Source organism: Ruegeria sp. S84, from assembly GCF_056583445.1.
The window spans coordinates 3435473-3457516 of sequence record NZ_CM152618.1; the positions used below are offsets into that span (position 1 = coordinate 3435473).

The window sequence follows — 22044 nt, forward strand, 5'->3', positions numbered from 1 at the left end:
GTCTTAGCACTCCGTTAGGAGATCGGGGTCAAATGTGGCGATGCACCTGAAACAACGGGTGGCGCGAAGGCCACAAGGCACGACGCACGGGTCAGAACGACAGAATGCCTGCCGGTTTGGTGGGTCCAACATGGGCGTCAAACGCGCCCGAACGCTAAGAGGATGACAAATATGTCCAGCATTCTGACGAACAATGGCGCAATGGTTGCGCTACAAACTCTCAAATCGGTCAACAAGAACCTCGCCCAGACGCAAAACGCGATCTCGACCGGCAAGGATGTGGCTACAGCCAAGGATAACTCGGCTGTCTGGGCCATCTCAAAGGTGATGGAATCAGACGTCAACGGCTTCAATGCGATCAAGGACAGCCTGGCCTTGGGTGAATCCACTGTCGCAGTTGCTCGAAACGCCTCAGAAACTGTGACGGATCTGCTGAACCAGATGAAAGGCAAGATCGTTGCGGCGCAGGAAGACAACGTTGATCGTGCTAAGATCAACACCGATGTGGCCGCGCTTAGGGATCAGATCGAATCGGTTGTCGGCGCTGCCCAGTTCAATGGCCTCAATCTGGTGAACGGTGGGGCTGGCGCAAGCATTCTGTCCTCTTTGGATCGAGACAATGCAGGCAACGTGACAGCGTCTTCCATTAGTGTATCGGCGCAAAACCTGTCGACAGGTGGTTACACTGCTGCCGACGTGTTCACTGGAACTGACGGGGTCACTGCGGATACGGCCGACGCATTCGGATTTTCGTTGGATGGAAACGGCGGAAGCGATGATGATGGAAGCATCGTGATCGCTGATCCGGGCACATTGTCCGCTGGTGATACTTTCACGGTCCGACTGGGCGACGATGTCGCGTCTTATACAGTCCGGGCTGAGGATATCGCCGCAGGCAACGCGCCCGAAGAGATCATCGCTGCGGGGCTAAAAGCTGCCATCGAAGCTTCGGATGCCAATGTTTCGGTCGTCTATGATCCGGGTACGAATGCTGCGCAACTCGATATCACCAACGAAGGGTCGGATTCGCTGCAGATCAGCGGTCAATATGCCAATGCGAACACTGGCGGTCTAGGCGCTCTGGCCTCGATTGATGTGTCGACTTCTGCCGGCGCATCCGCAGCGCTTGGCGCGATCGAAGGCCTCATCGATACTGCGATTGATGCCTCGGCGGCTTTTGGTTCGGCGCAGGGTCGGATCGAGACCCAGAAAGAGTTCATCTCGAACCTGTCTGACTCGTTTAAATCCGGTATCGGCTCGTTGGTTGACGCTGACATGGAAGAAACCTCGGCGCGACTGCAAGCGTTGCAGGTCCAGCAACAGCTGGCAACCCAATCGCTATCGATCGCGAACCAGGCGCCACAGTCCATCCTGTCGCTGTTCCGCTAACTTTGGAACTGATCCGGGGCACGCACGCTGTGCCCCGGACTTAATCGCCCGTTGAAGGACAATTGGAAGGATTTCAAGTGACACCGCAAACGCTTGCTCACCGCGCTTATGCGCAATCTGCTGCACCGACGCGAACACCTCGGGACACAGAGTATGAGGCGATTTCCAGGATTACACATCGGTTGAAGGCTGCTTCCACGCGGAAAGCGGCTGATTTCCGAGGGTTCGTTCAAGCCTTGCACGAAAATCGCCGGCTTTGGACTGTGCTGGCAACCGATGTGGCGGATGCGGATAACGGGCTGCCGAGCAATCTGCGTGCGCGGATTTTCTATTTGGCTGAGTTTACCGAACAACACAGCAGCCAGGTGCTGGCGAACAAGGCGACCGTTGAGCCGCTGCTTGAGATCAACATGGCCGTGTTGCGCGGGCTACGTCATATGAGGGGCAACTGATGGGGGGTCTGGTCCTGAAACTTGCCCCAAAGGAACGGGTTCTGATCAATGGTGTTGTAATCGAAAACGGGGATCGACGCAGTCGGTTTTCGATCATGACACCTCAGGCAAATGTCCTGCGCCTGCGCGATGCCATTCACCCGGAAGAGGTCAACACGCCGGTACGCCGTGTCTGCTATGCCGCGCAGTTGGTTCTGTCAGGCGAAACCGAACCTGAGCGGGCGCGCCAGCAACTTCTGCGGCGCGTGGAAGAGCTGAGCCAGGTTTTCACGGATGCCGACAGTCGCCGGGTCCTGGCCAACGCAACTGAAGCATTGGTGGCAGAGCAATACTATAAGTGTTTAAAGGCCTTGCGTTCACTGTTGCCGCGCGAAGAACGTCTGATGGCGTATCAGCAGTGACCTTCCAGCCGGTCATACCTTCAGGTGGTCTGGTTGGCTGGCGTTTTTTGCAGCGTACTTATGATGCGCAGCTTCAAAGCTATTCCACCTCGGGGATCAATGAACGGGACTCAAGGTACTTTCTAGACAATATCGGCAAGGTCCAGACGGCCGAGGATCTGGTTTCGGACCGACGGTTGTTGCAGGTGGCATTGGGTGCTTTTGGCTTGGAAGGTGATCTCGACAATCGGTATTTTATCCAAAAAATCTTGTCGGATGGAACGCAGGCCGACGATGCACTTGCGAACAGGCTGGCCGACGGCAGGTACCGAGATTTTGCCAACGCCTTTGGGCTTGGTCCTGGCGATGTGCGCAAGACCGGATTGGTGGACGCCATGGAAAAGATCGCTGACGACAACTTGATTGCGCGATTTGAAATCTCGGTTGGTGAAGCAGATGAATCGATGCGAATCGCGTTGTACACCCTGCATGCATTGCGCGATCTGGCTGGCCAGGGTGGCAGTGACGACAGAAGGTGGTTTGATCTGATGGGGCTGCCTCCCTTGCGCCGCATGATGGAAACGGCATTGGGGCTGCCTGCAGCATTTGCACAACTGGATATCGACAAGCAGCTTGAGGTGTTCAAAGATCGATTGCAGCGCGTTACAGGGTCATCCGATTTGGCGCAGTTCACTGAAGGTGAGGCAATCGACAAACTGACCGACACGTATCTGGCCCGCAATCAGATCAATCAAATCCAACAGACGATCTCACCTGCGCAGACGGCTCTGATCCTGCTGGGCGGTGGTTTTTGAACCATTGATGTCAACCAGACACGGTGTGTACGGTATCTCGCGCAAGGCCATAGGTTGACCGATCCGAGATAGTGGGTGGCACAATTTGAGGTTCAACTCTTGCGAAGTGAACTGCCAAATCAGGCATCGGCTGAAGTTTGCAGGGCAAATGATTTGATCGGTTGCGAGACGTTGTGCAGCTTGATCGCCCCTAAAGGGATCGCCTGTTTGCAAACAGGTTCGATATCTTGCGAGACAACAATTCTATGTCCGACGGTTTTGCCATATTCGCCCAATCTGGCAGCGACATTGGCGGCCTGACCGATCACGGTAAAGTCTAACCGTTCGCGCGAGCCCACATTGCCATAGGTGACGCGGCCATATGCGACACCAATCGAGCAGTCGAAATCATGATCACTTCCGTCACTGCGCAATTCACCCAGTTTTTCGACGATCTCAGTTGCCGAAAGCTGCGCGCTGGATCGGGCTTTGGCGGCATCGTCACCCGCCGGGAAGACGGCAAGAACAGCGTCGCCGATGAATTTCAGAACTTCTCCGTCATGGTCGTGCACGATCCCTGAAACTGTCTCAAAAAACGCATTCAGTAGCTCGATATAGTCATCACGCCCCAGTTTTTCTTCCAATGCGGTTGAATTTCGAAGATCGCAAAACATGATCGCCGCATCTATGTCATCGCCATCACCGCGGCGAATCTCGCCCCCCAGAACGCGCGCACCGCTGCGCTTGCCTACATAGGTTTCCAGCAGAACCTGCGCGTTTTCGCGCTGCATGAAGACCTCGTAGAACCGCGCGATGACAGTAGAGCATTCAAAAACCAGACCCAGGTTCTCGGTCGTGAACCCATCGGGATGATCGCAAGTCAGGGTCAGGACATTCGTCCGCCCATCCGAGAAAGGCAGTGGCATGGCAACGTAATCGGTGGCCCCTTTTGCGCGCAGGTCTTCGATGATCGGAAAGCTGTTATGCGGATTGTCGTTGTTCAGGCGCTGGCGGACACCACCCAACCCGTTTGAAACGTGACGCAGAGGGCTATTGGTAAAGGCAGGGTGATCATGAATTTCATAGGTCGGAGTGTGGGTCGAAATCTCAGCCGAGTCTTTCTCCCAGATATAGTGTTTGCCTGCGATCAGCGGATGCAGCGACCAGACCAGAATGCTTAGGCGTTGAATAGCGATGCCATGTTCCAGCATTTTCTCGGCCAGCGTTTTTGTAAAGGCATCAGGAGTGTTAATTTCGGACGCACCGCGCATCAGCCAATCGATCAGGGGGCCGCTGATATTGCCATCGTCGGGTTGACGCAGTTGGTTGTCGCCGAGGTCGATCCGCGTCGCGGTATCCGGCATGAATCCAATATGGCCCTGAATGGCCGCGCTTTCAGGGAAGGCGTCTTCATAAGCCCAAATCGAGTTCGTAAGGCGCTCTTCCGGTAGGCTAATGTCGTGATAGGTTGCGGTACCCTTGAAGGGGCAGAACGTCTGCAATTCGGTCTCAGGGCCGAGTTCGACGCACAGGTCTTCGCGCGGAACATAGATCGCGGGAGGTAGCCGCGTTTCGTACATGACTTTGGCGTTGTGGCTTTCGGCCAGCAGTATATCACCACGGTAGATCGCGATCCGTCCCTGCAGCGGCTCAACGGATATCCCATAGCCTTTGACATTCGGTGTGGCATGGACGTTCATCTGCAACCTCCCTTGGCCAAGCCCTTATATCATGGGTCTTGAGGGCGAGAATTCCAAGATGCGCACGTAGATTTTACCGCAATGGCATCCTCAGACCATTTGAATGACGTCTTTCTCAATCGATAGCATATAGCCCTTCTTGGCGATGTTCTTCACCAGCAGCTCACTGACCATCTGATTTCCCAAGGCGTCGCGCAGGCGTTTGATCCGGGTTGCCCCAGCGGCCTCATCGCAATCTGCAGCGTTTCTGCCCGAGATCATCGCTTCGATCTGGGCACCCGACAGGACCTCGTCATCAAGCCGGGATTCAGCCAGAACTGAAAGCGTTTCCATCGCGGCGGGGGTCAACTTAAAATCCATGTTGTTGAGATAAACGGTATTCTCTTCACGGCTGATCAGCAGGGATGTTACCTGGATCCCCGTCCGTTCAATCTGGGCCATGCGGCGGTTCAGTAGAACCAGCATGACCAGAAAAACAAGTGCGGTGATAAGCATGGCGCTGGCAAAGACCAACAGCACGAAGATGACCATTCGATAGCTGGATAGCGTATCGGCAAAGGCGGTGCCCGATTGCGCCAGAATCTCGAGCAGACGGATTTCCGATTGCGAGGTCAGGTCAGCCTCGACAAACAGCCGTTCAACCCGCGCGTTGAAGGCATTTGCGTCCGGTAGCGTCCAGAACAGGAAAACCGCTGCAGTCACCAGGATCGCGACGATTGCCGCAATCCCCAGACCAACCAGCCGAACCCCCGAACGACGCGCCTCAGTAACGGAGATAGTATTTTCCGGCATTGGCCTTCCTTTGATCCAATCCACCCGCCTCGAAAACGGTCATCACGTTCAGCAGGGTCCAGCCGTTTGATTTCAGCCGCTTGGCGACTTCTTTCCGGGCCGAGCCTTTATCGCAGCTTGAGACCTGCATGACGCCATAGTGCAGGCGTAAGGGATTGTCCTGCTTGGCCTTGTAGTCGGCATAGCAATCTGCCGCGATGGCTTGCGACCCAACCGATATCAGGGCCGTCAGAGCCAGAGAAGAGAGGATCTGTTTCATGGGCTGCATCCTGCGCATGGGTTGGGTGGATATTCAATAACCTCAGGGGGTTTGTGGTGCTGATATTGAATAACAGTATGCCGTTATTGCTTGTCTGAACGGGGTGGTCGCAGTGTCAGGTTATCAAATTCGCGGTCGGTAACCGGCCTGCCCATTATCCGAAAGGACACGCATCATGCACCGGAAATTTATCGCTCTGATCATAGCAACCGCCGTCGCCATCACGGGGATCTCAGCGTCACAGTCGCGCGCAGCAGATACCCGAGATATACTCGGCGGATTGGCTGCGATCGCGCTCATAGGTGCTGCGGTCAACCACTATCATCAGGAGAAAAAGCGCGACGAAGAGGCAGAGCGCCGCAAGCGTCACAAGCAGGCTGAAGCCAAGGCGAAGAAGGCCAAGAAAAACATGCTGTACGCCCATTGCCAAAGCGGGTGGCGCGGTATGACCTACCGCAGCGTTGCCTGCGCACGTTCAATGCCTATTCGAACAAGCGTCCGCTGCTTGGGCCGAATTGCCTGAAGAAGTACTATAAACATGCCGATAGCCTGCCACACCAATGCAAGGTTGGTTTCTGGAATGGTAAAAAGGTAAAACGGGCATACGAACCCGCCTGCCTGCGCCAGAAAGGATACCGTGTCGTTTACCAGTAACAGGTTTCGAGCAGGAGTGGCGCCATAGAAGCGCCGCGCGGGAGAGGGTGGCGCAAGCTGCCCTCTCTTTTTCTTGCGAAGCGCTACGAAACGCGATTTGCCAAGGGTATGACGACACCTGATTATGAACTCGAACGGGCTTTGCTGGCACGCGGATATGTCCGAATTGCCGGGGTGGATGAGGTTGGGCGCGGTCCGCTGGCCGGCCCGGTTGTAGCCGCAGCGGTTATTTTGAACCCGGATGACATTCCCGCTGGGTTGAACGATTCAAAAAAACTGACGGCCAAGCGTCGCGGCGGTTTGGATGAGATATTGCGCGACCGGGCAGAGGTCGCGGTGGCCGAAGCCACGGTTGCAGAGATCGATCAGCACAACATCCTGCGCGCCTCGCATCTGGCGATGGTACGCGCGGTAGCTGCGCTGGACCCGGCTCCGGATTTCTTGCTGATTGATGGCAACATGATCCCGCGCGGTATGAAATTGCCTTCGCAGGCGGTGGTGAAGGGCGACGCACGGTCGGTGTCGATTTCGGCAGCGTCGATCATTGCAAAAATCTGGCGTGATCAGCTGATGGTGGATTTGGCGCAACAGCATCCCGGCTATGGGTGGGAGGCGAATGCCGGATATCCGACAAAACAGCACCGCGAGGCGTTGCAAAATCTTGGCGTGACCCCACACCATAGACGTTCGTTCAAACCGGTCCACAATATCTTGTATCAAGAGTAAATCGTAAGTCGCTGATTCAAAAAAGAAATTGACGGCGAATCATCTTTGACTCATCCTTGTCTCAACCAAATGAGCGCAAAAGCGCCGTGGAACTGAGGCAGTGATATGACCACAATCAAGACAAAGGGCGCAGCCGCGCTCCCTTTAAACACGATTCTATCCGGTGACTGCATCGAGGCGATGAACAGTCTGCCCGAGGCGTCGATTGACCTGATTTTTGCGGACCCCCCGTATAATTTACAGTTGAAAGGTCAATTGCACCGGCCCGATAATTCTCAGGTCGATGCGGTCGATGATCACTGGGATCAGTTCAGCAGCTTTGGGGCTTATGACCAGTTCACGCGGGAATGGTTGAAGGCTGCGCATCGTCTGCTGAAGCCCAATGGTGCGATCTGGGTGATTGGGTCTTATCACAACATTTTCCGCGTGGGTTCCGCCCTGCAGGATGCGGGCTATTGGATTTTAAACGACGTTGTGTGGCGCAAGTCGAACCCGATGCCGAACTTCCGTGGCAAGCGGTTTACCAATGCGCATGAAACAATGATCTGGGCGTCCAAGCGCGAAGGGGCCAAATACACGTTTAACTACGAAGCACTGAAAGCGCTGAACGAAGGCGTGCAGATGCGCAGCGATTGGGTACTGCCGATCTGCACCGGGCATGAACGGCTCAAGGACGAAAACGGCGACAAGGCGCATCCGACACAGAAACCGGAATCACTGCTGCATCGTGTCCTGATTGGCTCGACCAATCCCGGTGACGTGGTGCTGGATCCGTTCTTTGGCACGGGCACCACAGGTGCTGTAGCGAAAATGCTGGGGCGTGAGTTCATTGGGATCGAGCGCGAAGAAAGTTATCGCAAGGTGGCTGAAAAGCGTATCTCTAAGGTCCGTAAGTTTGACCGCGAAGCGTTGGAAGTCAGCGCTAGCAAGCGCGCTGAGCCGCGCGTGCCCTTCGGCCAATTGGTCGAACGCGGCATGCTGCGCCCGGGTGAGGAACTGTATTCGATGAACCAACGCCACAAGGCCAAGGTCCGCGCCGACGGGACTCTGGTAGGGCAGAACGTCAAAGGTTCGATCCATCAGGTTGGCGCGCATCTGGAAAATGCACCGTCTTGTAACGGCTGGACCTATTGGTGCTTCAAACGCGATGGCAAAACCGTGCCCATCGACGTGTTGCGTCAGCAGATCAGGGCCGAATTGCATAACTGAATACCGCCGGTGCCTGTGGCCTGACACAAGGCACTACGCCTTGCCCCGCCGTTACCGGCGGGGTCTTTTGTTTTTGCCTGTGAGATGATTGCATAGGGCAGCCCCTGACAGCCCTTGTGGGAGATAAAGGCAATGACCGAGACCACCGCCAGTCAATCCCGCCTCAGCCGGTTCTTTGTTACGCAACCGGACAACTTCGATCTGGACAACAAATATACCGAGGCAGCACTGGAACGACACAAGCGAGAGGGGCTTGAACTGGCTGTTCGTGCACGGTGGATCGCGATGGCGTTGACCGGGCTGTTGCTGATCTATCTGAATCCCCAGTGGGAGGTCCTATGGTACCATTTCATCCTGCTTCTGATCTGCGCCAATGGTTGGCTGATCCAACGCGCGGGTCGTGTGGGGCAATCCCGGACCGAGTTGCTTTTGATCTTTGTCGATCTGCTGATCATGACGCTGGGGATGATTGTGCCAAACCCGTTCAGCGACGATGTGCGACCACTGGCGATGCAGTATCGGTTCGACAATTTTCAATATTTCTTCATTATCCTGGCAGCAGGGACGCTTGCCTATTCTTGGCGCACTGTCATTGCGATCGGTTCGTGGACGGCGATGATGTGGACGGCTGGATGGGTGATCGCTTGGTGGGTCGCCACCCCGATCCCCGGGATTAGCGAGCGTGTGGCCGAGGCTTTGTCAGGCTACCCGGATGTGGCCGAGTTCATGGATCCCAACAGTTTCATGCCAACCCTACGCATCCAGCAGGTGATCGTTTTTGTCATGGTCGCAGTGACGCTTGGGGTGTCGATGCGCCGCCTCAATCGCTTGCTGATGTCCAATGCTGGGCTTGAACGTGAACGCGCGAATCTGTCTCGATACTTTTCGCCGAATGTGGTGGATGAGCTGAGCCAGAACGACGAACCTCTGAAGCAGGTCCGCAAAGAGGATATCGCGGTTCTATTTATCGACATCGTTGGCTTCACCAAGTTCTCGGCTGGCCGTGATCCATATGAGGTTATTGAAGTTTTGCGTGGTTTCCACGCCCGAATGGAGACCGAGGTGTTTCGCCATCACGGAACACTCGACAAATACTTGGGCGATGGGCTGATGGCCACGTTTGGAACCCCCGTACCCGGAGAGCTGGATGCAAGCAATGCGCTGGCATGCGCGCGGTCCATGGTCGAGATGATCGACCGTTGGAATTTGGAGCGCAAGCGCGCGGGTGAGCCAGAGATTCGGATCGGGGTCGGGGTTCATTATGGCTCGGTCGTACTGGGGGATATCGGTGCAAACCGGCTGGAATTTGCAGTGATCGGCGATGCGGTGAATGTTGCTGCGAAGCTAGAGGCCCTGACGCGCGATTTTCAAGCGCGCATCATTGTCAGTGATGCATTGCGGTCTCAGGCCCTAAGCGAGACGCCAAATGCGCAAGACATGATGACCGGGTTTGCACAGCACTCGGACCAGCCTGTTCGCGGTGTTACAGCCCCGATGGATGTCTGGGTGCTGTAGCAACCAGGGCTCCCGCCTGTCAGCACCGCATCTAAGATGCGATCCTTCCCGTTGGGCCGGGCAGCGCGCTGCAGTCAGGTGCGAGGGGCAGGGTTGTGCGCTTTGTTGTAAGGCTTCCAGTTGGTGATTTCGGGATAGTATTGACGCCGCCAAGCGCGGACCCTCGGATTCATGATACGCCGCCACAAGGGCGGGATCATCGCAGCAAGGGTCATGACCGGATATCCATGAGGCAGTTGCGGCGCTGCGTCCTGCGTATGGTGTTGCAGCAATGGGAAGCGGCGGTTGGGCTTGTAGTGGTGATCCGAGTGGCGTTGCAGATTGATCAACAGCCAGTTTGAGGCCTTTTGTGACGCGTTCCAGGAATGGCGCGGGTGCACATGCTCATATTTGCCATCGCCCAGATATTTGCGCGTCAGCCCGTAGTGCTCGACATAGTTAACAAGTTCAAGCTGCCAGATCGCGGTGCCGGCCTGTATTAAAAACAGGCCTAGCCCTGCCCTTCCGCCGATCAGAAATGCTAGCAGCAGCATGGCTCCTTGCAGGCTCCAATAGCGCCAGAACGGGTTTGCCGGGTCGGTCCACGGGCGGTCTTTGCGGGCCAGTTTTTCCAGCTCGGCGCGAAAGGCTGAGATGAGGCTTTGGCGCAGAACGCGCGGATAGAACCGGTGGAAACCTTCGTTGTAGCGCGCGGTTACCGGATCGCGCGGAGTTCCGACGTAGCGGTGGTGAACCAGCAGGTGCTCGGACCGGAAATGGGAATAAAGGACCATCGACAACAGGAAATCGCCCAGCCAGCGTTCCAGTTTGCCTTTCTGATGCATCAGCTCGTGGCTGTAGTTGATCCCGATCGTTCCGGAAAGGACGCCCATGCCGAAGAACACGCCGATTTTTTCGACCGAGCTCATATCTACGGCTCGGGTAGTGTACCAGATCAGCCCATAGAGCGTGAGGAATTGCACCGGTGCCCAGGCTTTGGTCAGCCAGATATACCATTGCAGCCCCGCATCTGGCGTATCCGGGTCGGCGTTTTCAAGGTTTAGGCCGGTCAGCCGGTCAAGCACCGCAAAGACCCACCATGTCGAAAGCGGTACCAGCAGGACCCACCATCCGCCTGCCGTGGTGGTCATCCAGATCAGTGGGATCAGGAGATATGAGACCCAAAAGGGAAGGGCGGATTGCCAGCGGGACAGGGTGTCAGATGCGATCATGTTGAGGCTCCGAAACGTTGGCGGCACCGTAGACTGCGCACTGGGCTTTGCCCAGCAGTCTATTGGCCGCGCCAGAGGTCAAAAGCCTTGCGCATAACCGTGGGCAGGTCGCTGGGCCTGAATTGGTGTTTGTCCATGACAGTCAGACCGTTCGGATCGAAACCGTCTGGCAATTCGGTTGTCCAAATACGCAGGATCAGGTGAAAGTGGGTGAAGGTGTGTCTCACTTCACCGGGGATTTCGTGCCATCGCGCCGGGAACGGAGGGCTTTCCAGCGGTGTTTCGGACCAGTCCGAGCCGGGCCAGCCCAACATTCCGCCCAGCAGACCCTTATCGGGGCGGCGTTCCAACAGCAGGGCACCATCTCCGCGTTGGGCGATGTAGATGTGGCCCAGCCGGGTGGGTTTGGGCTTCTTGGGCGTTTTTTGCGGCAGTTCCACCTGCGTCCCCGCCTTCCGCGCCAGACAGGCCGCATGTAGGGGGCAAATACCGCAAGTCGGAGATTTTGGAGCACAGATCGTTGCACCCAAATCCATGACAGCCTGCGCGTAGTCTCCCGGTCGGTGCTGCGGGGTCAATGCCGCGGCTTTTTTCTTTAACAGGGTTTTTGAGGCGGGCAGGGGTTCGTGAATATCATAGAGCCTTGCCATGACCCGTTCGACATTGCCGTCCAGGACAGTTTCGGGCCGATCAAATGCGATGGCTGCGATGGCCGCCGCCGTGTAGGGGCCAACGCCCGGCAGTTCCAGTAGTGCATCGTAATTGTCGGGAAACTGCCCGTTATGCGCGGACGCAACCACCCGCGCGCATTTCAGAAGGTTGCGGGCGCGGGCGTAGTAGCCCAGGCCAGCCCATTCCCCCATGACCTGATCATCTTGCGCATTGGCAAGGGCCTCGACGGTTGGCCAGCGCGTGGTGAAACGAACAAAATAGTCGCGAACGGCGGCAACGGTCGTTTGTTGCAGCATCACTTCGGATAGCCAGACGCGGTAGGGGTCTGGTGCTACGCCTGCGGCACGCGCTGCCGGGCCGATACGCCAAGGCATTTCACGTGCGTGGCGGTCGTACCAATCCAGCAGCGTATTGCTCAGGTCAGATTCGGTGCAGTCACGCAAGTTTTATTTAACTCTCTGTCGGGTTTCGCTGGCGTCCGGGTATCAGCCTATTACAATAGCGACGCAGGAGTTGGAAACCAGATGCAACGCAGACGTTCCTCGACCCGCGGGTTCAAGCGCACCGCCACTTTGCTGAACGACCGGATCAGGCAGGCCGGGGAAAGCCGGGGATTTGCCGTCTCGCGCCTTTTGACCCATTGGGCCGAGATTGTGGGCCAGGACATCGCGTCGATCGCCCGGCCGGTGAATGTGGGATACGCCAAGGGTGGCTTTGGCGCGACACTGACGGTGCTGACAACCGGGCCGCAGGCGCCAATGCTAGAGATGCAGAAAGAACAGCTGCGCGACAAAGTGAATGCGGTCTATGGTTACAACGCGATCAATCGGGTGCGTATCACCCAGACCGCGCCTACCGGATTTGCTGAGGGGCAGGCGAGTTTCGATCACAAACCGAAACAGACGAAACCGGTTGTTTCACCAGAAATCGCAGCTGAGGCCGACAATGTGTCGCGCGCGGTTGATGATGAAGATTTGCGCGCGGCCCTTGAACGTTTGGGCCGCAACGTTTTATCCAGACAGAAACGCTAAGAAAGGGCTGATGAATGAGCCGGATTGCAACCGTAATATGTGCGGCTGTCGCCGTGGCCGCTGGCGGCTATTGGCTGACAACGTCGAGTAACACGATCCCTTCTGAACCCGCTTGTTGGTGCTGCTGAGGCGCAAGAGGCGGATTTGGACACCTCGACCATCGTCGAGATGGTGCAGGGGGCCGAAGACGCGCCAGTCGAGATCATCGAATATGCATCGTACACCTGCCCGCATTGCGCGAATTTCCATCAGGGCGCGTACAAGCAGCTCAAAAAGGACTTCATCGATACCGGCAAGGTAAAGTTCACTTACCGTGAGGTGTATTTCGACCGCTATGGCCTGTGGGCCTCGATGGTCGCGCGCTGTGCAGGACCTGAAAAGTTCTTTGGCATCACCGACCTGCTGTATGAAGGCCAGTCGGAATGGACTCGGGCCGGAGGTCCTGCCGAAATCGTTGATGAACTGCGCAAGATCGGGCGTCTCGCTGGCATAGACAATGATCAGCTTGAGGCTTGCCTGCAGGACGGTACCCGCGCGCAGACACTGGTAGCCTGGTATCAGGAAAATGCCGAACGCGATGGAATTCAGGCGACGCCTACTTTCGTCGTGAATGGGAAGAAGGTTGAAAATCAGCCGTATGACGACTTCAAGACGCTGATCGAAGCCGAGCTTGGCAGCTAAATCCTGAATGGTCAGCCTGTTTTGGGCTGGCCATCTGCCTAAGGTGAAGGCGCGGCCTTCGCCAACAACTCTTTGACTTTGTCATCCTGATTGATTTGCAACCGAACCGGTAGGGTCAGAACTTTGCTGCGGAAAGTGGCGGGCAGGCGCACGGCGTCTTTCTCGGTTGTCACCAGTTGCGCGCCCAGTGCTTTGGCCTCGTTCTCAAGCCGCGTCATCAGCGCTGAAGTCAGTGGTTGGTGATCATCCAATGCTTCAGCACGCAGCAGTTTCGCGCCTTGCTGTCGCAGAGTTCCAAAGAACTTATCCGGATAGCCTATGCCCGCAAAAGCCAGAACGGGTGTATTGTTCCAGTCCATTCCGGTTTGGAGCGGACACACCTCGCCGGTGGCGTGTGGGACCGTCAGGGCAGGTTCCCATCTTTCTGAAAATGTTGATTGCGCTGCGGCGTCCCCAAGCGACAACACGAGAGCAGCACGTTTCAATCCAACGGCCACGGGCTCTCGCAGTGGACCAGCAGGAAGGCAAAGGCCATTGCCAAATCCGCGCTGCGCATCCACCACGATGATGGAAAAATCCTTGGCAACTGCGGGGTTCTGAAAACCGTCGTCCAGCACGATCGCGGTCGCCCCTGCCGCTGCGGCTGCCTGCGCGCCTGCTGCACGATCTTTGGCGACCCAGACCTCGGCAAACGCGGCGAGCAACAGGGGTTCGTCCCCGACCTGAGCCGCTGTGTGTTTGCGCGGGTCGACCTGCACCGGGCCTTCCAGCGAGCCACCATGGCCTTTGGTCACGACATGAGGTTGATGCCAGGTATCCCTCAAATATTCCAAAACCCAGATCACCGTCGGTGTCTTCCCTGTGCCACCGGCATTCAGGTTGCCAACGCAGATAACCGGTACGCCCGGCGAGATGCCTTGCCCGCTCGCCACGCGACGGGCGGTTGCAGCGGCATAGAGGCGACCAAGTGGCGCCAACAGCCTGGCGCGCAGATCCAACCGATCAGGGGCTGAGTTCCAGAAGTCAGGTGCCCGCATCGTCACGCCCTCGCCGGTCCAGTGTATCCTGTACCATATCGATCAGTTGGTCCGCCTGTGGAGCCCCTTCGGTGACAATCCGCCATCCGGCCAATGCCATGTCTGCTGTGCGGTCAGGTGCCAACAATTCGACAACGCCATCGCCCAACTCTGTTGCGGTTCGTATCTTCAACGCGGCTTTTGCCTGCCCCAATCTGTCATAGAGACTGCGATGCTTGCTGACATGAGGCCCATGGATTACCGCAGATCCCAAGGCGACTGCGGTCAGAGGGTCGTGCCCCCGCGCCCCGCGTTCCAGTGAACTTCCCATGAAGGTAACTGCGGATACACGATGCCAAAGGCCCAGATCCTCGGGCTCGGCTGTTAGAATCACTTGTGTGGTGTCTTCGATTGGATGGCCTTCATCCCAGTTGGCGCATCGAAGGTCCATCGCTTCGAGGCGTTTAAACAGGGGCGATGCCTCGGACATATCCGCCACATGCAGGACCAAAGCCAGACGTGGCAGCATCCGCAAGGCCTGACGATGGGCCGTCAGAACCGAGATGAATTCCTTGTCCTGAACCCATGCGGCCAGCCAAACTGGGCGCCCGGCCATTGTGTGAGTGGTCTCGATCAATTCATCTTCGGGCCAGGGCTCTGGGTTGGGGCTGATATGAAGTGGTGGCGCGACCGAGATTTTTGCCGAGTTCACTCCCAGGCGTCTGATTTGGCGTGCGCTGTCATCATTGGGCGCAAGTATCGCTGTAAAGCAATCCAGCGTGTATCGCGTGATATCAGGTAGCCAACGTCCACCCCTTGCGGTTTTCACGTCGACCACAGCCTCAAGCAAAATTAGCGGAATGCCCCGCTCCTGTGCGCGTGTTATGACGTTGGGCATCAGCCCACCGCCAAACCACAGCCCCATATCAGGGCGCCAGTGATCCAAGAACGTGCGCGCCGCGCCGGTATGCTCGGCGGGCAGCATCGTGATAGGGGTATCGCAATCTTCCCAATCCTTCAGATCAACATCGGGTGGGACGGTCAGTAACAGCGAAAGTCCTGGTCGCACAGACAGCAGCCGACGGCAAATATTGTCGACGGCTCGCAACCGATCGGGTGTACTGACATGGACCCACAGAAGTTCACCTTCCGGGCGCGCAATCTCGGGGTGGCCCGTGCTTTGCGGGACGCCCCAGGACAGGACCCGATAGGCCGCAAGGCTCAGAGATCGCGGCTTGCTCATGCCGGAATTCCGGCCCCATTCGGGTCAAGCCGGGCCTGAAGGTCCGAATGCACCGCTGAACCTGCCGCCACCACGCCGTTCAGGCGCGGGTGGGTATTGTTGAAGCGCAGAGGTTGCCCCAAACGATCGGTACAGAGCCCGCCTGCCTCGCGTATGATCAGATCTCCGGCGGCGATATCCCATTCCCAACTGGGTCGCAGCGTCAGCATCCCGTCAAACCGTCCCTGCGCAACCAGCGCCATCCGGTAGGCCAGTGACGGGCGGTATACACGGCGAAAGTCCGGGGCAGCCCCGGCTTGCCAGTGGCGCGGATCGAGATTGGGTTTTGCCGCCAGAATCTCGGCCTCGGGCAGCTGTGCTTGCTCTGACACTTGGATGGCCACGCCGTTCAACGTTGCACCATGCCCTTTCGCGGCCGCATAAAGCAGATCGCGTAGCGGCAGGTAGATAACGGCTGCCGTGACCTCTCCGTTCTCGGTTATGGCCAGCGAATGGGCCCATGTGCGCGACCCCTCGGCAAAACTGCGGGTGCCGTCGATGGGATCGATGACGAAGACCCGATCACACGTCAGACGGTCGGGGGAATCCTCGGTCTCTTCACTCAGCCAGCCATAATCCGGGCGGGCCGCCTGCAGATCACGTTCAAGCATCGCGTTGACGGCCAGATCGGCCTCGGTCACCGGGCCTGCGCCTTCGGGTTTATCCCAGCGCTGGGCATCAGGACCCGAATAGCGCGTGGCGATCTTTCCGGCCTCAAGCGCAGCGTCTATCAGCAGGGGCAGGTCAGTTGCCGGCAAGTGTCATCCCTTCGATCAACAGCGAGGGTACAACGCGCGATAGGTAAGGCCGCGCATCGTTTGCCGGAATGATCTCGCATCAGCATGTCGCGAAGATTGCCAGCGATGGTACACTCGTTGACGGGATGGGTGATCTCGCCTTTCTCAACCCAAAATCCCGAAGCGCCGCGTGAATAGTCGCCGGTATTCGGATTGATGGTCGATCCGATCATCGAAGTGACCAAAAGCCCGGTACCCATGTCGCGCAACAACTCGGCGCGGGTCTTCTCGCCTTGCGTCAGGCTTAGGTTCCAGTTGCTGGGCGACGGCGGCCCGGATACGCCGCGCGCTGCGTTGCCGGTCGAGGTCATTCCCAATTTGCGGGCGCTGGACAGGTCTAACGTCCAACCGGTCAGAACGCCATCTTCAACGATCGCCCTGCGCCGTGTTGCCAGCCCTTCGGCATCGAACGGGCGCGAGCCCGAAATGCGCGGGCGATACGGGTCTTCAATCAAAGACAAATGTGCCGGTAGAACCTGTTGCCCAAGGCTTTCCTTCAGCCATGAGGCCCCGCGGGCTATCGCCGCGCCATTGCTGGCGGCCAGCAGATGGCCGATCAGGGATGATGAAATCCGTTCGTCGAACACCACCGGAAAACTGCCGGTCTGGGGCTTGCGTGCTGCGACGATCTGAACCGCACGTTCACCAGCCGTGCGACCAATCTCGGCGGGGCTGCGCAGGTCAGACTGAAAAGTCCGGCTGTCACCGTCATAGTCACGCTCCATTCCCGTCCCTTCGCCGGAAATGGCGACGCATGAGGTTGAACGGCTGCTGCGCATGTAGCCATCCGAAAAGCCGTTTGTTGCGGCAAGATGGACCCGGTGGGTACCATAGGCGGCCGCAGCGTCGGACACCTGTGAGACTCCCGCAACGTCCAGCGCTGCTGCCTCGGCCGCCAGCGCATCCTGCATCAGAGCTTCAGCGCTGGGTTCAGGGGCTGGGTCAAACAGCTCCAGTTCGTCGATATTACAGTCGGCGACCAATTGGTCAGGCGCGGCCAAGCCGGTGAACGGATCTTCGGGCGCTTCCCGTGCCATGGCCACGGCGCGCTCGGCCATCGCGGTAAGCGTATCGGGGCGACTATCCGAACTGGATACGATTGCCTGCTGTTTGCCAAGGAAGACCCGCAGCCCCAGATCGGTCGCTTCCGAGCGTTCGACATGTTCCAATGCACCACTACGTACTTCCACAGAAACGGATGAGCCATCAATTACTATGGCATCCGCTGCCTCGGCACCTGCCTTGCGGGCTGCATTCAGCAGCTCTTCACTGATTGTTTGAGGTGTTCGCGTCATGAGGCCTCCGGTCTTGTTGTTCTGGACCTAGCCTCGGATAGCCTGTCCCGCAAGGCCTGCAGCCCACTGGCTTTATGTGCCTCGGGCGGGAAAGGCCAGCGCCGCGGCCTTTCCCGATTTGTTTGTCACTTGATACGCTGACCGTTGGCCAGAATCTGCCCATCCTCGGTAAACTCGATTTTCGAGTTCAACGTGTCCGGTTCTTCGCCCGGAACAGCCATCAGACCCATCATCATACGCGCGCCCAGCGCGTCGTTTTCCGACACAAAGCCCATGCCGATTAGCTTGTCCAGCAGAGCGTTGGCCCCAACAAGTTTCAAGTTGGCGACACCCGACGGGGCAGGCAGGCCATCAAACTCTTCCGTGTTGGAGTTGTCGAACGCAAAGTCGCCATCACCGCTCAATTGGGCTCCGACCAATGATACGAGAAGCTTGTTGATCTTCAGCGAATGCAGTTCGCCCGGAACGATATCAGATGTCTCAAGCTCTTCGACGGCTTTTGGGTCCATGAAATCGACCAAAACTTTGGCGGTGCCGGTTGCATCCAACGCGATGGTCGCCGGATCGCGCGGCAGCGCACTAGCAGGGTCGAACATGCTCCACAACACGTCGGACATGGTGAAATCCGTCAGGTTCATGCCAAATCCAAATGGCTGGATTTCTTCCGAGGCCTGCACCGGAAGCTCGAATTTCAGCCCTGCATTTGCCATCGCGATTTCGATTGGAAAAGGCAGATCCGACGTGGTGACGGCTAGTTTGGTGCTGTTCTGCGCAAGATCGTAGACAAGGCGCTGTGCATCGATGCTGCCGGTAAAGCTGCCTCCTTCGGAACTGCTGCTGAGCGAGAATGGCTCACCCTCGGCAGTGCCTGCCATTTCGGTGCTGCCCGAGGCGTATGTGAATGTGCCAGACGCGGCAAACCCGGCCTTGTAGATGTCTTCAATGTTGGCGACGTCCATACCGGGTGGGATGATTGTATCGCCATCAAATTTCAAACCATCCAATTTACCGCTGATCCGGCCCGTGTCTTCACTTTCGGGCTCGTTGAAGGCCACATCATAGGACAGGCTGCTGGCCGTGAACTGCTGCACGATATCGCGCATCTCGCCGATCTGCATCTGCGATGTGCCTGCGATTTCGTTCATCTGAACGTTCAAGGCAAACATGTCGCTGGATACGGTTTCGCCATCAAACTCCATCGAGTCCATCGACAGATTCAGGCTGTTCGCCGTATAGTCATATGTCATGTTTTCGGGGGTACCCGAAACGACCATTTCCAAGGCGTCGTGAGCGTACATCAGATCAGCCGAAAATGTCTCGCCCTCGGCTTCACCCGAAATTGTCATCGGGAAGCTGGCAGGAAAGCCGATATTGACTGTACCGTCGCCATTTTCGGTCAACGTCATCTCGGGGATGACCATGTCGAAGGTGCCTTCGGTGTCCGGAATGGCCATGGCCATCGTCATGTTCGCGATGGTGGTGACGTTGCCGGAAACGCTCTGATCGCCAGTGACGTCATAGCCCATGCCGCCCAGATAAGCCTGCCAATCGGCCCAGACATCATTGGCGGTAACATCTGCAAACGCGCCGTTGGTTGCAACAGCATAGGCCAAAGCTGCACCGCAGCTACGGCGAAGGAAAACAGTCATAAGAGAACCCTTCTTGATCAATTTGCCAGCATGGTCGTGCCTGTAGCGGCCAGCGTCAAGGGGGAAGGGGTGGACCAATTCCCCATTTGCAGGGTACGAGTTAAGACAATTTCAAATGCGGGGATTTAAACGATGCATATGCAAGGGAAAACGGTACTGATCACAGGGGCAAGCCGAGGCATCGGAGCGGAAGCCGGGCGCGTTTTTGCCGCAGCTGGGGCCAATGTGGCCTTGGTCGCACGCAGCCGCGATCAGATTGACGCTCTGGCTGCGGCATTGGGTGAAAATGCCATGGCGCTGGCCTGCGACGTCAGCGATTTTTCCCAGGTCGAACAGACAGTTGCCGATTGCATCGACCGGTTCGGCAAGCTGGATGTGCTAATCGGGAACGCGGGCGTCATTGATCCGATCTTTCATCTTTCGAATGCCGACACCCGGGCCTGGAGCCAAGCAATCGACATCAACTTGAAGGGTGTCTTTTATGGAATGCGTGCCGTCCTGCCCATCATGCGGGCAGCAGGCGGCGGGACCGTTCTGACAGTCTCGTCCGGTGCCGCGTCGAACCCGGTCGAAGCCTGGAGCCACTATTGTGCATCAAAAGCCGGGGCCAAGATGCTGACCGAATGCCTGCATCTGGAAGAGGCGCATCACGGTATTCGCGCAATGGGCCTGTCCCCGGGAACTGTGGCCACAGATATGCAGCGGGTGATCAAGGCCAGCGGAATCAATCCAGTAAGTCAGCTGGATTGGGACGATCACATCCCCGCAGACTGGCCCGCGCGGGCGTTGATGTGGATGTGCTCGGCAGATGCGGATGAGTTCTTGGGGACCGAGATATCGCTGCGCAACGAAGACATCCGAAAAAGGGTTGGGCTGACGTGATCGAACTGACACAGGATAATGGGCTGTGGACCGTCACGTTGAACAATCCGGATAAGGCCAATGCGCTGACCTCAGCGATGCTTAGCGAATTGGTACGCATCGCAGAGGCGGCAACCGAGGCACGTGCATTGATCCTGACGGGGGCGGGCCGGGTCTTCAGTGCGGGCGCCGATCTTGAAGAAGCGCGGGCGGGCCTTGCGACATCCGATCTTTGGGAGAGGTTGTCGGGTGCCATTGCCGCCTTGCCCTGCCTGACGGTGGCCGCGCTCAACGGCACTTTGGCCGGTGGAGCGAACGGTATGGTGCTGGCCTGTGACCTGCGTATCGCAGTGCCCTCGGCCAAGTTCTTTTACCCGGTCATGAAGCTGGGATTCTTGCCGCAGCCCTCGGATCCCAAGCGGATGGCAGAGTTGATCGGTCCGGCCAGAACCCGGCTTATACTGATGGCTGGACAGAAGATTTCTGCAGAAGAAGCCTATAGCTTTGGGCTGGTTGATCGGGTGGTTGAGCCCGAACATTTGATACCAACTGCACAAGAACTTGTAGCCGACAGCCTGTCCGCAGATCCGTCGGTTGCTGCGGGCATAGCCGGATTGTGCCCATGAGGTTGGCCGCGCTCCGATTGCGGGTGGCGGACCCGGATGCGTTGGCGGCGTTTTATCGTGATGCGCTTGGCATGTCTGTCAGGGTTGAAGGCGCCAATCGTCGTCTTGGATATTCCGGTCAGGATGCCGATCTGTTGCTGATGCCGGGCGGCGGGGGCTACCGCCATGATCCGGGGCAGCGGTATTGGAAGATCGGGATCACGTTGCCGGATGTTGATCTTGCCGCAGAACACCTGCGCCAGAAGGGTATCCCGGTCAGCGCGCCGCGGCAGTTTCTGGATATCGGCTATATGTGCCATCTGAATGACCCCGAAGGGTTTGCCATCGAACTGCTGCAGCAGGATTTCGAGGGCAAACGACCGGTTGATGCTACAAGCCCGGACGCCCCCTTCGCGAAGGCCTGTATCGGCCAGATCACTTTGCGAACCGGCGATATTGTCGCCGAAGATGCGTTTTGCCGATCCATGGGACTGTCTTTGCTGTCTCTGCAGGATGTCGAACCTCACGGGTTCGATCTGCATTTCTATGCGTTCACCGCAGAGGAGCCTCCCAACCCCGATCTCTGGGCGGTTGAGAATCGCGAATGGCTGTGGAAGCGCCCATATACCACGTTGGAATACCAACACATCCCAAATGCCCGGTTTGCACCGGTGCCGGACTATCTTGGGATCGAAATTGAAGGGCTGGCTGACCCGAAAAAGGATGCATTCGGTGATCCCTGGCTTCCTGCCTGATCATCGCCCGCGTCGTTTTCCCGGCACTTTTGAGCGAAACCCCGGCGGGCGTTTGCGCACCCAATTCAGGAACTTCTCAAGCCTCGGATGTTTGCGCAGTGCATCGACAGTGTGGAAGTCACGCGCCAGTTCGGCCTCGGTCAGTGTCGCGTGGATCTCTTTGTGGCATATCTGATGCAATAAAACGGTGGGCCCGCCCTTGCCTCCCTTAAGCTTTGGGATCAGATGGTGCAGGCTTCCACCACCTTCGGGGATCGGACGGTTGCAGAGCGGGCAGATCGGATCGGAATTTGCCATGACCTAACTTCGCGCTGATGCG

The 22044-nt window shown here is 57.4% G+C and carries 22 protein-coding genes and 2 pseudogenes; 13 read left to right on the forward strand and 11 right to left on the reverse strand.

What is annotated here, in order from left to right:
* The first annotated feature begins 171 nt into the window (after positions 1 to 171).
* The 4 genes from AC1DFB_RS17190 to AC1DFB_RS17205 all read left to right on the forward strand — a co-directional run bounded on the left by AC1DFB_RS17190 (position 172) and on the right by AC1DFB_RS17205 (position 3036).
* Positions 172 to 1389 carry a flagellin N-terminal helical domain-containing protein gene (locus tag AC1DFB_RS17190; protein WP_480921741.1) on the forward strand — a complete coding sequence of 406 codons (1218 nt, stop codon included), beginning with the start codon at positions 172 to 174 and terminating at the stop codon, positions 1387 to 1389.
* Positions 1390 to 1466: 77 nt separating this feature from the next.
* Positions 1467 to 1841 carry a flagellar biosynthesis regulator FlaF gene (flaF, locus tag AC1DFB_RS17195; RefSeq protein WP_480921742.1) on the forward strand — a complete coding sequence of 125 codons (375 nt, stop codon included), beginning with the start codon at positions 1467 to 1469 and terminating at the stop codon, positions 1839 to 1841.
* Complete coding sequence (gene flbT / locus AC1DFB_RS17200; protein WP_480921743.1) at positions 1841 to 2242, forward strand: flagellar biosynthesis repressor FlbT; 402 nt, start codon at positions 1841 to 1843, stop codon at positions 2240 to 2242. Before flaF ends, flbT begins: the two co-directional genes overlap by 1 nt.
* Positions 2239 to 3036, forward strand: a complete 798-nt coding sequence (locus AC1DFB_RS17205) for a DUF1217 domain-containing protein (protein WP_480921744.1) — start codon at positions 2239 to 2241, stop codon at positions 3034 to 3036. Before flbT ends, AC1DFB_RS17205 begins: the two co-directional genes overlap by 4 nt.
* Positions 3037 to 3155: 119 nt before the next feature.
* On the opposite strand, the gene AC1DFB_RS17210 is transcribed toward AC1DFB_RS17205, so the two are convergent.
* The 3 genes from AC1DFB_RS17210 to AC1DFB_RS17220 form a co-directional block, all read right to left on the reverse strand.
* Positions 3156 to 4715 carry a DUF427 domain-containing protein gene (locus AC1DFB_RS17210; protein WP_223117148.1) on the reverse strand — a complete coding sequence of 520 codons (1560 nt, stop codon included), beginning with the start codon at positions 4713 to 4715 and terminating at the stop codon, positions 3156 to 3158.
* Between the two features lie 90 nt (positions 4716 to 4805).
* Positions 4806 to 5507, reverse strand: coding sequence for a winged helix-turn-helix domain-containing protein (locus tag AC1DFB_RS17215; RefSeq protein ID WP_170398951.1), 702 nt, complete (start codon positions 5505 to 5507; stop codon positions 4806 to 4808).
* Positions 5479 to 5766: a hypothetical protein gene (locus tag AC1DFB_RS17220; protein WP_170398948.1), complete on the reverse strand. Its 288-nt coding sequence runs from the start codon at positions 5764 to 5766 to the stop codon at positions 5479 to 5481. Before AC1DFB_RS17220 ends, AC1DFB_RS17215 begins: the two co-directional genes overlap by 29 nt.
* Positions 5767 to 5941: 175 nt before the next feature.
* On the opposite strand from AC1DFB_RS17220, the gene AC1DFB_RS17225 reads away from it, so the two are divergent.
* From AC1DFB_RS17225 to AC1DFB_RS17240, 4 genes are all read left to right on the forward strand, one after another.
* On the forward strand, positions 5942 to 6289 hold the full coding sequence (locus AC1DFB_RS17225; RefSeq protein ID WP_480921745.1) for a hypothetical protein: 348 nt from the start codon (positions 5942 to 5944) through the stop codon (positions 6287 to 6289).
* 239 nt (positions 6290 to 6528) lie between these two features.
* A complete protein-coding gene (locus tag AC1DFB_RS17230) occupies positions 6529 to 7146 on the forward strand; it encodes a ribonuclease HII (RefSeq protein WP_170465546.1) in 618 nt (205 codons plus the stop codon).
* Between the two features lie 105 nt (positions 7147 to 7251).
* A complete protein-coding gene (locus tag AC1DFB_RS17235) occupies positions 7252 to 8355 on the forward strand; it encodes a site-specific DNA-methyltransferase (protein ID WP_170406740.1) in 1104 nt (367 codons plus the stop codon).
* 132 nt (positions 8356 to 8487) lie between these two features.
* On the forward strand, positions 8488 to 9870 hold the full coding sequence (locus AC1DFB_RS17240) for an adenylate/guanylate cyclase domain-containing protein (protein ID WP_170398937.1): 1383 nt from the start codon (positions 8488 to 8490) through the stop codon (positions 9868 to 9870).
* Positions 9871 to 9944: 74 nt separating this feature from the next.
* On the opposite strand, the gene AC1DFB_RS17245 is transcribed toward AC1DFB_RS17240, so the two are convergent.
* Both AC1DFB_RS17245 and mutY read right to left on the reverse strand, forming a co-directional pair.
* Positions 9945 to 11081: an alkane 1-monooxygenase gene (locus tag AC1DFB_RS17245; RefSeq protein WP_480921746.1), complete on the reverse strand. Its 1137-nt coding sequence runs from the start codon at positions 11079 to 11081 to the stop codon at positions 9945 to 9947.
* Between the two features lie 59 nt (positions 11082 to 11140).
* Positions 11141 to 12196, reverse strand: a complete 1056-nt coding sequence (gene mutY, locus AC1DFB_RS17250; protein ID WP_480921747.1) for an A/G-specific adenine glycosylase — start codon at positions 12194 to 12196, stop codon at positions 11141 to 11143.
* An 81-nt stretch (positions 12197 to 12277) separates the two neighbouring features.
* On the opposite strand from mutY, the gene AC1DFB_RS17255 reads away from it, so the two are divergent.
* Entirely contained in the window at positions 12278 to 12784 is a 507-nt protein-coding gene (locus AC1DFB_RS17255; RefSeq protein ID WP_170398930.1) for a DUF721 domain-containing protein, read from the forward strand.
* Between the two features lie 14 nt (positions 12785 to 12798).
* Positions 12799 to 13465: pseudogene (locus tag AC1DFB_RS17260) on the forward strand (DsbA family protein).
* A gap of 38 nt (positions 13466 to 13503) precedes the next feature.
* On the opposite strand, the gene lpxK reads toward AC1DFB_RS17260, so the two are convergent.
* From lpxK to AC1DFB_RS17285, 5 genes and pseudogenes are all read right to left on the reverse strand, one after another.
* Positions 13504 to 14502 carry a tetraacyldisaccharide 4'-kinase gene (gene lpxK, locus AC1DFB_RS17265; RefSeq protein WP_480921748.1) on the reverse strand — a complete coding sequence of 333 codons (999 nt, stop codon included), beginning with the start codon at positions 14500 to 14502 and terminating at the stop codon, positions 13504 to 13506.
* Positions 14489 to 15724 (reverse strand): glycosyltransferase N-terminal domain-containing protein, encoded by a 1236-nt coding sequence (locus AC1DFB_RS17270; RefSeq protein WP_170398920.1) that lies wholly within the window; start codon positions 15722 to 15724, stop codon positions 14489 to 14491. The genes lpxK and AC1DFB_RS17270 overlap by 14 nt, the downstream gene beginning before the upstream one ends.
* Entirely contained in the window at positions 15721 to 16521 is an 801-nt protein-coding gene (locus tag AC1DFB_RS17275; protein WP_480921749.1) for a 3'(2'),5'-bisphosphate nucleotidase CysQ, read from the reverse strand. Before AC1DFB_RS17275 ends, AC1DFB_RS17270 begins: the two co-directional genes overlap by 4 nt.
* Positions 16508 to 17855 (reverse strand): annotated as a pseudogene (locus AC1DFB_RS17280) (TldD/PmbA family protein). Before AC1DFB_RS17280 ends, AC1DFB_RS17275 begins: the two are co-directional and overlap by 14 nt.
* 125 nt (positions 17856 to 17980) lie before the next feature.
* Positions 17981 to 19504, reverse strand: coding sequence for a DUF2125 domain-containing protein (locus tag AC1DFB_RS17285; RefSeq protein ID WP_480921750.1), 1524 nt, complete (start codon positions 19502 to 19504; stop codon positions 17981 to 17983).
* 132 nt (positions 19505 to 19636) lie between these two features.
* On the opposite strand from AC1DFB_RS17285, the gene AC1DFB_RS17290 reads away from it, so the two are divergent.
* From AC1DFB_RS17290 to AC1DFB_RS17300, 3 genes are read left to right on the forward strand one after another with little or no spacing between them, the layout of a single operon-like run.
* Entirely contained in the window at positions 19637 to 20386 is a 750-nt protein-coding gene (locus tag AC1DFB_RS17290; protein WP_170398908.1) for an SDR family oxidoreductase, read from the forward strand.
* Positions 20383 to 20991, forward strand: a complete 609-nt coding sequence (locus AC1DFB_RS17295; RefSeq protein ID WP_170425866.1) for an enoyl-CoA hydratase/isomerase family protein — start codon at positions 20383 to 20385, stop codon at positions 20989 to 20991. Before AC1DFB_RS17290 ends, AC1DFB_RS17295 begins: the two co-directional genes overlap by 4 nt.
* Positions 20988 to 21725 (forward strand): VOC family protein, encoded by a 738-nt coding sequence (locus AC1DFB_RS17300; protein WP_480921751.1) that lies wholly within the window; start codon positions 20988 to 20990, stop codon positions 21723 to 21725. Before AC1DFB_RS17295 ends, AC1DFB_RS17300 begins: the two co-directional genes overlap by 4 nt.
* Here AC1DFB_RS17300 and AC1DFB_RS17305 read toward each other — a convergent pair whose 3' ends face one another.
* Positions 21726 to 22022 (reverse strand): HNH endonuclease, encoded by a 297-nt coding sequence (locus tag AC1DFB_RS17305; RefSeq protein WP_170406707.1) that lies wholly within the window; start codon positions 22020 to 22022, stop codon positions 21726 to 21728.
* Between the last annotated feature and the right edge of the window lie 22 nt (positions 22023 to 22044).

Coding starts and splice junctions, on each gene's coding strand:
- AC1DFB_RS17190 (WP_480921741.1), top strand. CDS start 172: ATGTCCAGCATTCTGACGAACAATGGCGCAATGGTTGCGCTACAAACT.
- flbT (WP_480921743.1), top strand. CDS start 1,841: ATGGGGGGTCTGGTCCTGAAACTTGCCCCAAAGGAACGGGTTCTGATC.
- AC1DFB_RS17210 (WP_223117148.1), bottom strand. CDS start 4,715: ATGAACGTCCATGCCACACCGAATGTCAAAGGCTATGGGATATCCGTT.
- AC1DFB_RS17215 (WP_170398951.1), bottom strand. CDS start 5,507: ATGCCGGAAAATACTATCTCCGTTACTGAGGCGCGTCGTTCGGGGGTT.
- AC1DFB_RS17220 (WP_170398948.1), bottom strand. CDS start 5,766: ATGAAACAGATCCTCTCTTCTCTGGCTCTGACGGCCCTGATATCGGTT.
- AC1DFB_RS17225 (WP_480921745.1), top strand. CDS start 5,942: ATGCACCGGAAATTTATCGCTCTGATCATAGCAACCGCCGTCGCCATC.
- AC1DFB_RS17230 (WP_170465546.1), top strand. CDS start 6,529: ATGACGACACCTGATTATGAACTCGAACGGGCTTTGCTGGCACGCGGA.
- AC1DFB_RS17235 (WP_170406740.1), top strand. CDS start 7,252: ATGACCACAATCAAGACAAAGGGCGCAGCCGCGCTCCCTTTAAACACG.
- AC1DFB_RS17240 (WP_170398937.1), top strand. CDS start 8,488: ATGACCGAGACCACCGCCAGTCAATCCCGCCTCAGCCGGTTCTTTGTT.
- AC1DFB_RS17245 (WP_480921746.1), bottom strand. CDS start 11,081: ATGATCGCATCTGACACCCTGTCCCGCTGGCAATCCGCCCTTCCCTTT.
- AC1DFB_RS17255 (WP_170398930.1), top strand. CDS start 12,278: ATGCAACGCAGACGTTCCTCGACCCGCGGGTTCAAGCGCACCGCCACT.
- lpxK (WP_480921748.1), bottom strand. CDS start 14,502: ATGCGGGCACCTGACTTCTGGAACTCAGCCCCTGATCGGTTGGATCTG.
- AC1DFB_RS17270 (WP_170398920.1), bottom strand. CDS start 15,724: ATGAGCAAGCCGCGATCTCTGAGCCTTGCGGCCTATCGGGTCCTGTCC.
- AC1DFB_RS17285 (WP_480921750.1), bottom strand. CDS start 19,504: ATGACTGTTTTCCTTCGCCGTAGCTGCGGTGCAGCTTTGGCCTATGCT.
- AC1DFB_RS17290 (WP_170398908.1), top strand. CDS start 19,637: ATGCATATGCAAGGGAAAACGGTACTGATCACAGGGGCAAGCCGAGGC.
- AC1DFB_RS17300 (WP_480921751.1), top strand. CDS start 20,988: ATGAGGTTGGCCGCGCTCCGATTGCGGGTGGCGGACCCGGATGCGTTG.
- AC1DFB_RS17305 (WP_170406707.1), bottom strand. CDS start 22,022: ATGGCAAATTCCGATCCGATCTGCCCGCTCTGCAACCGTCCGATCCCC.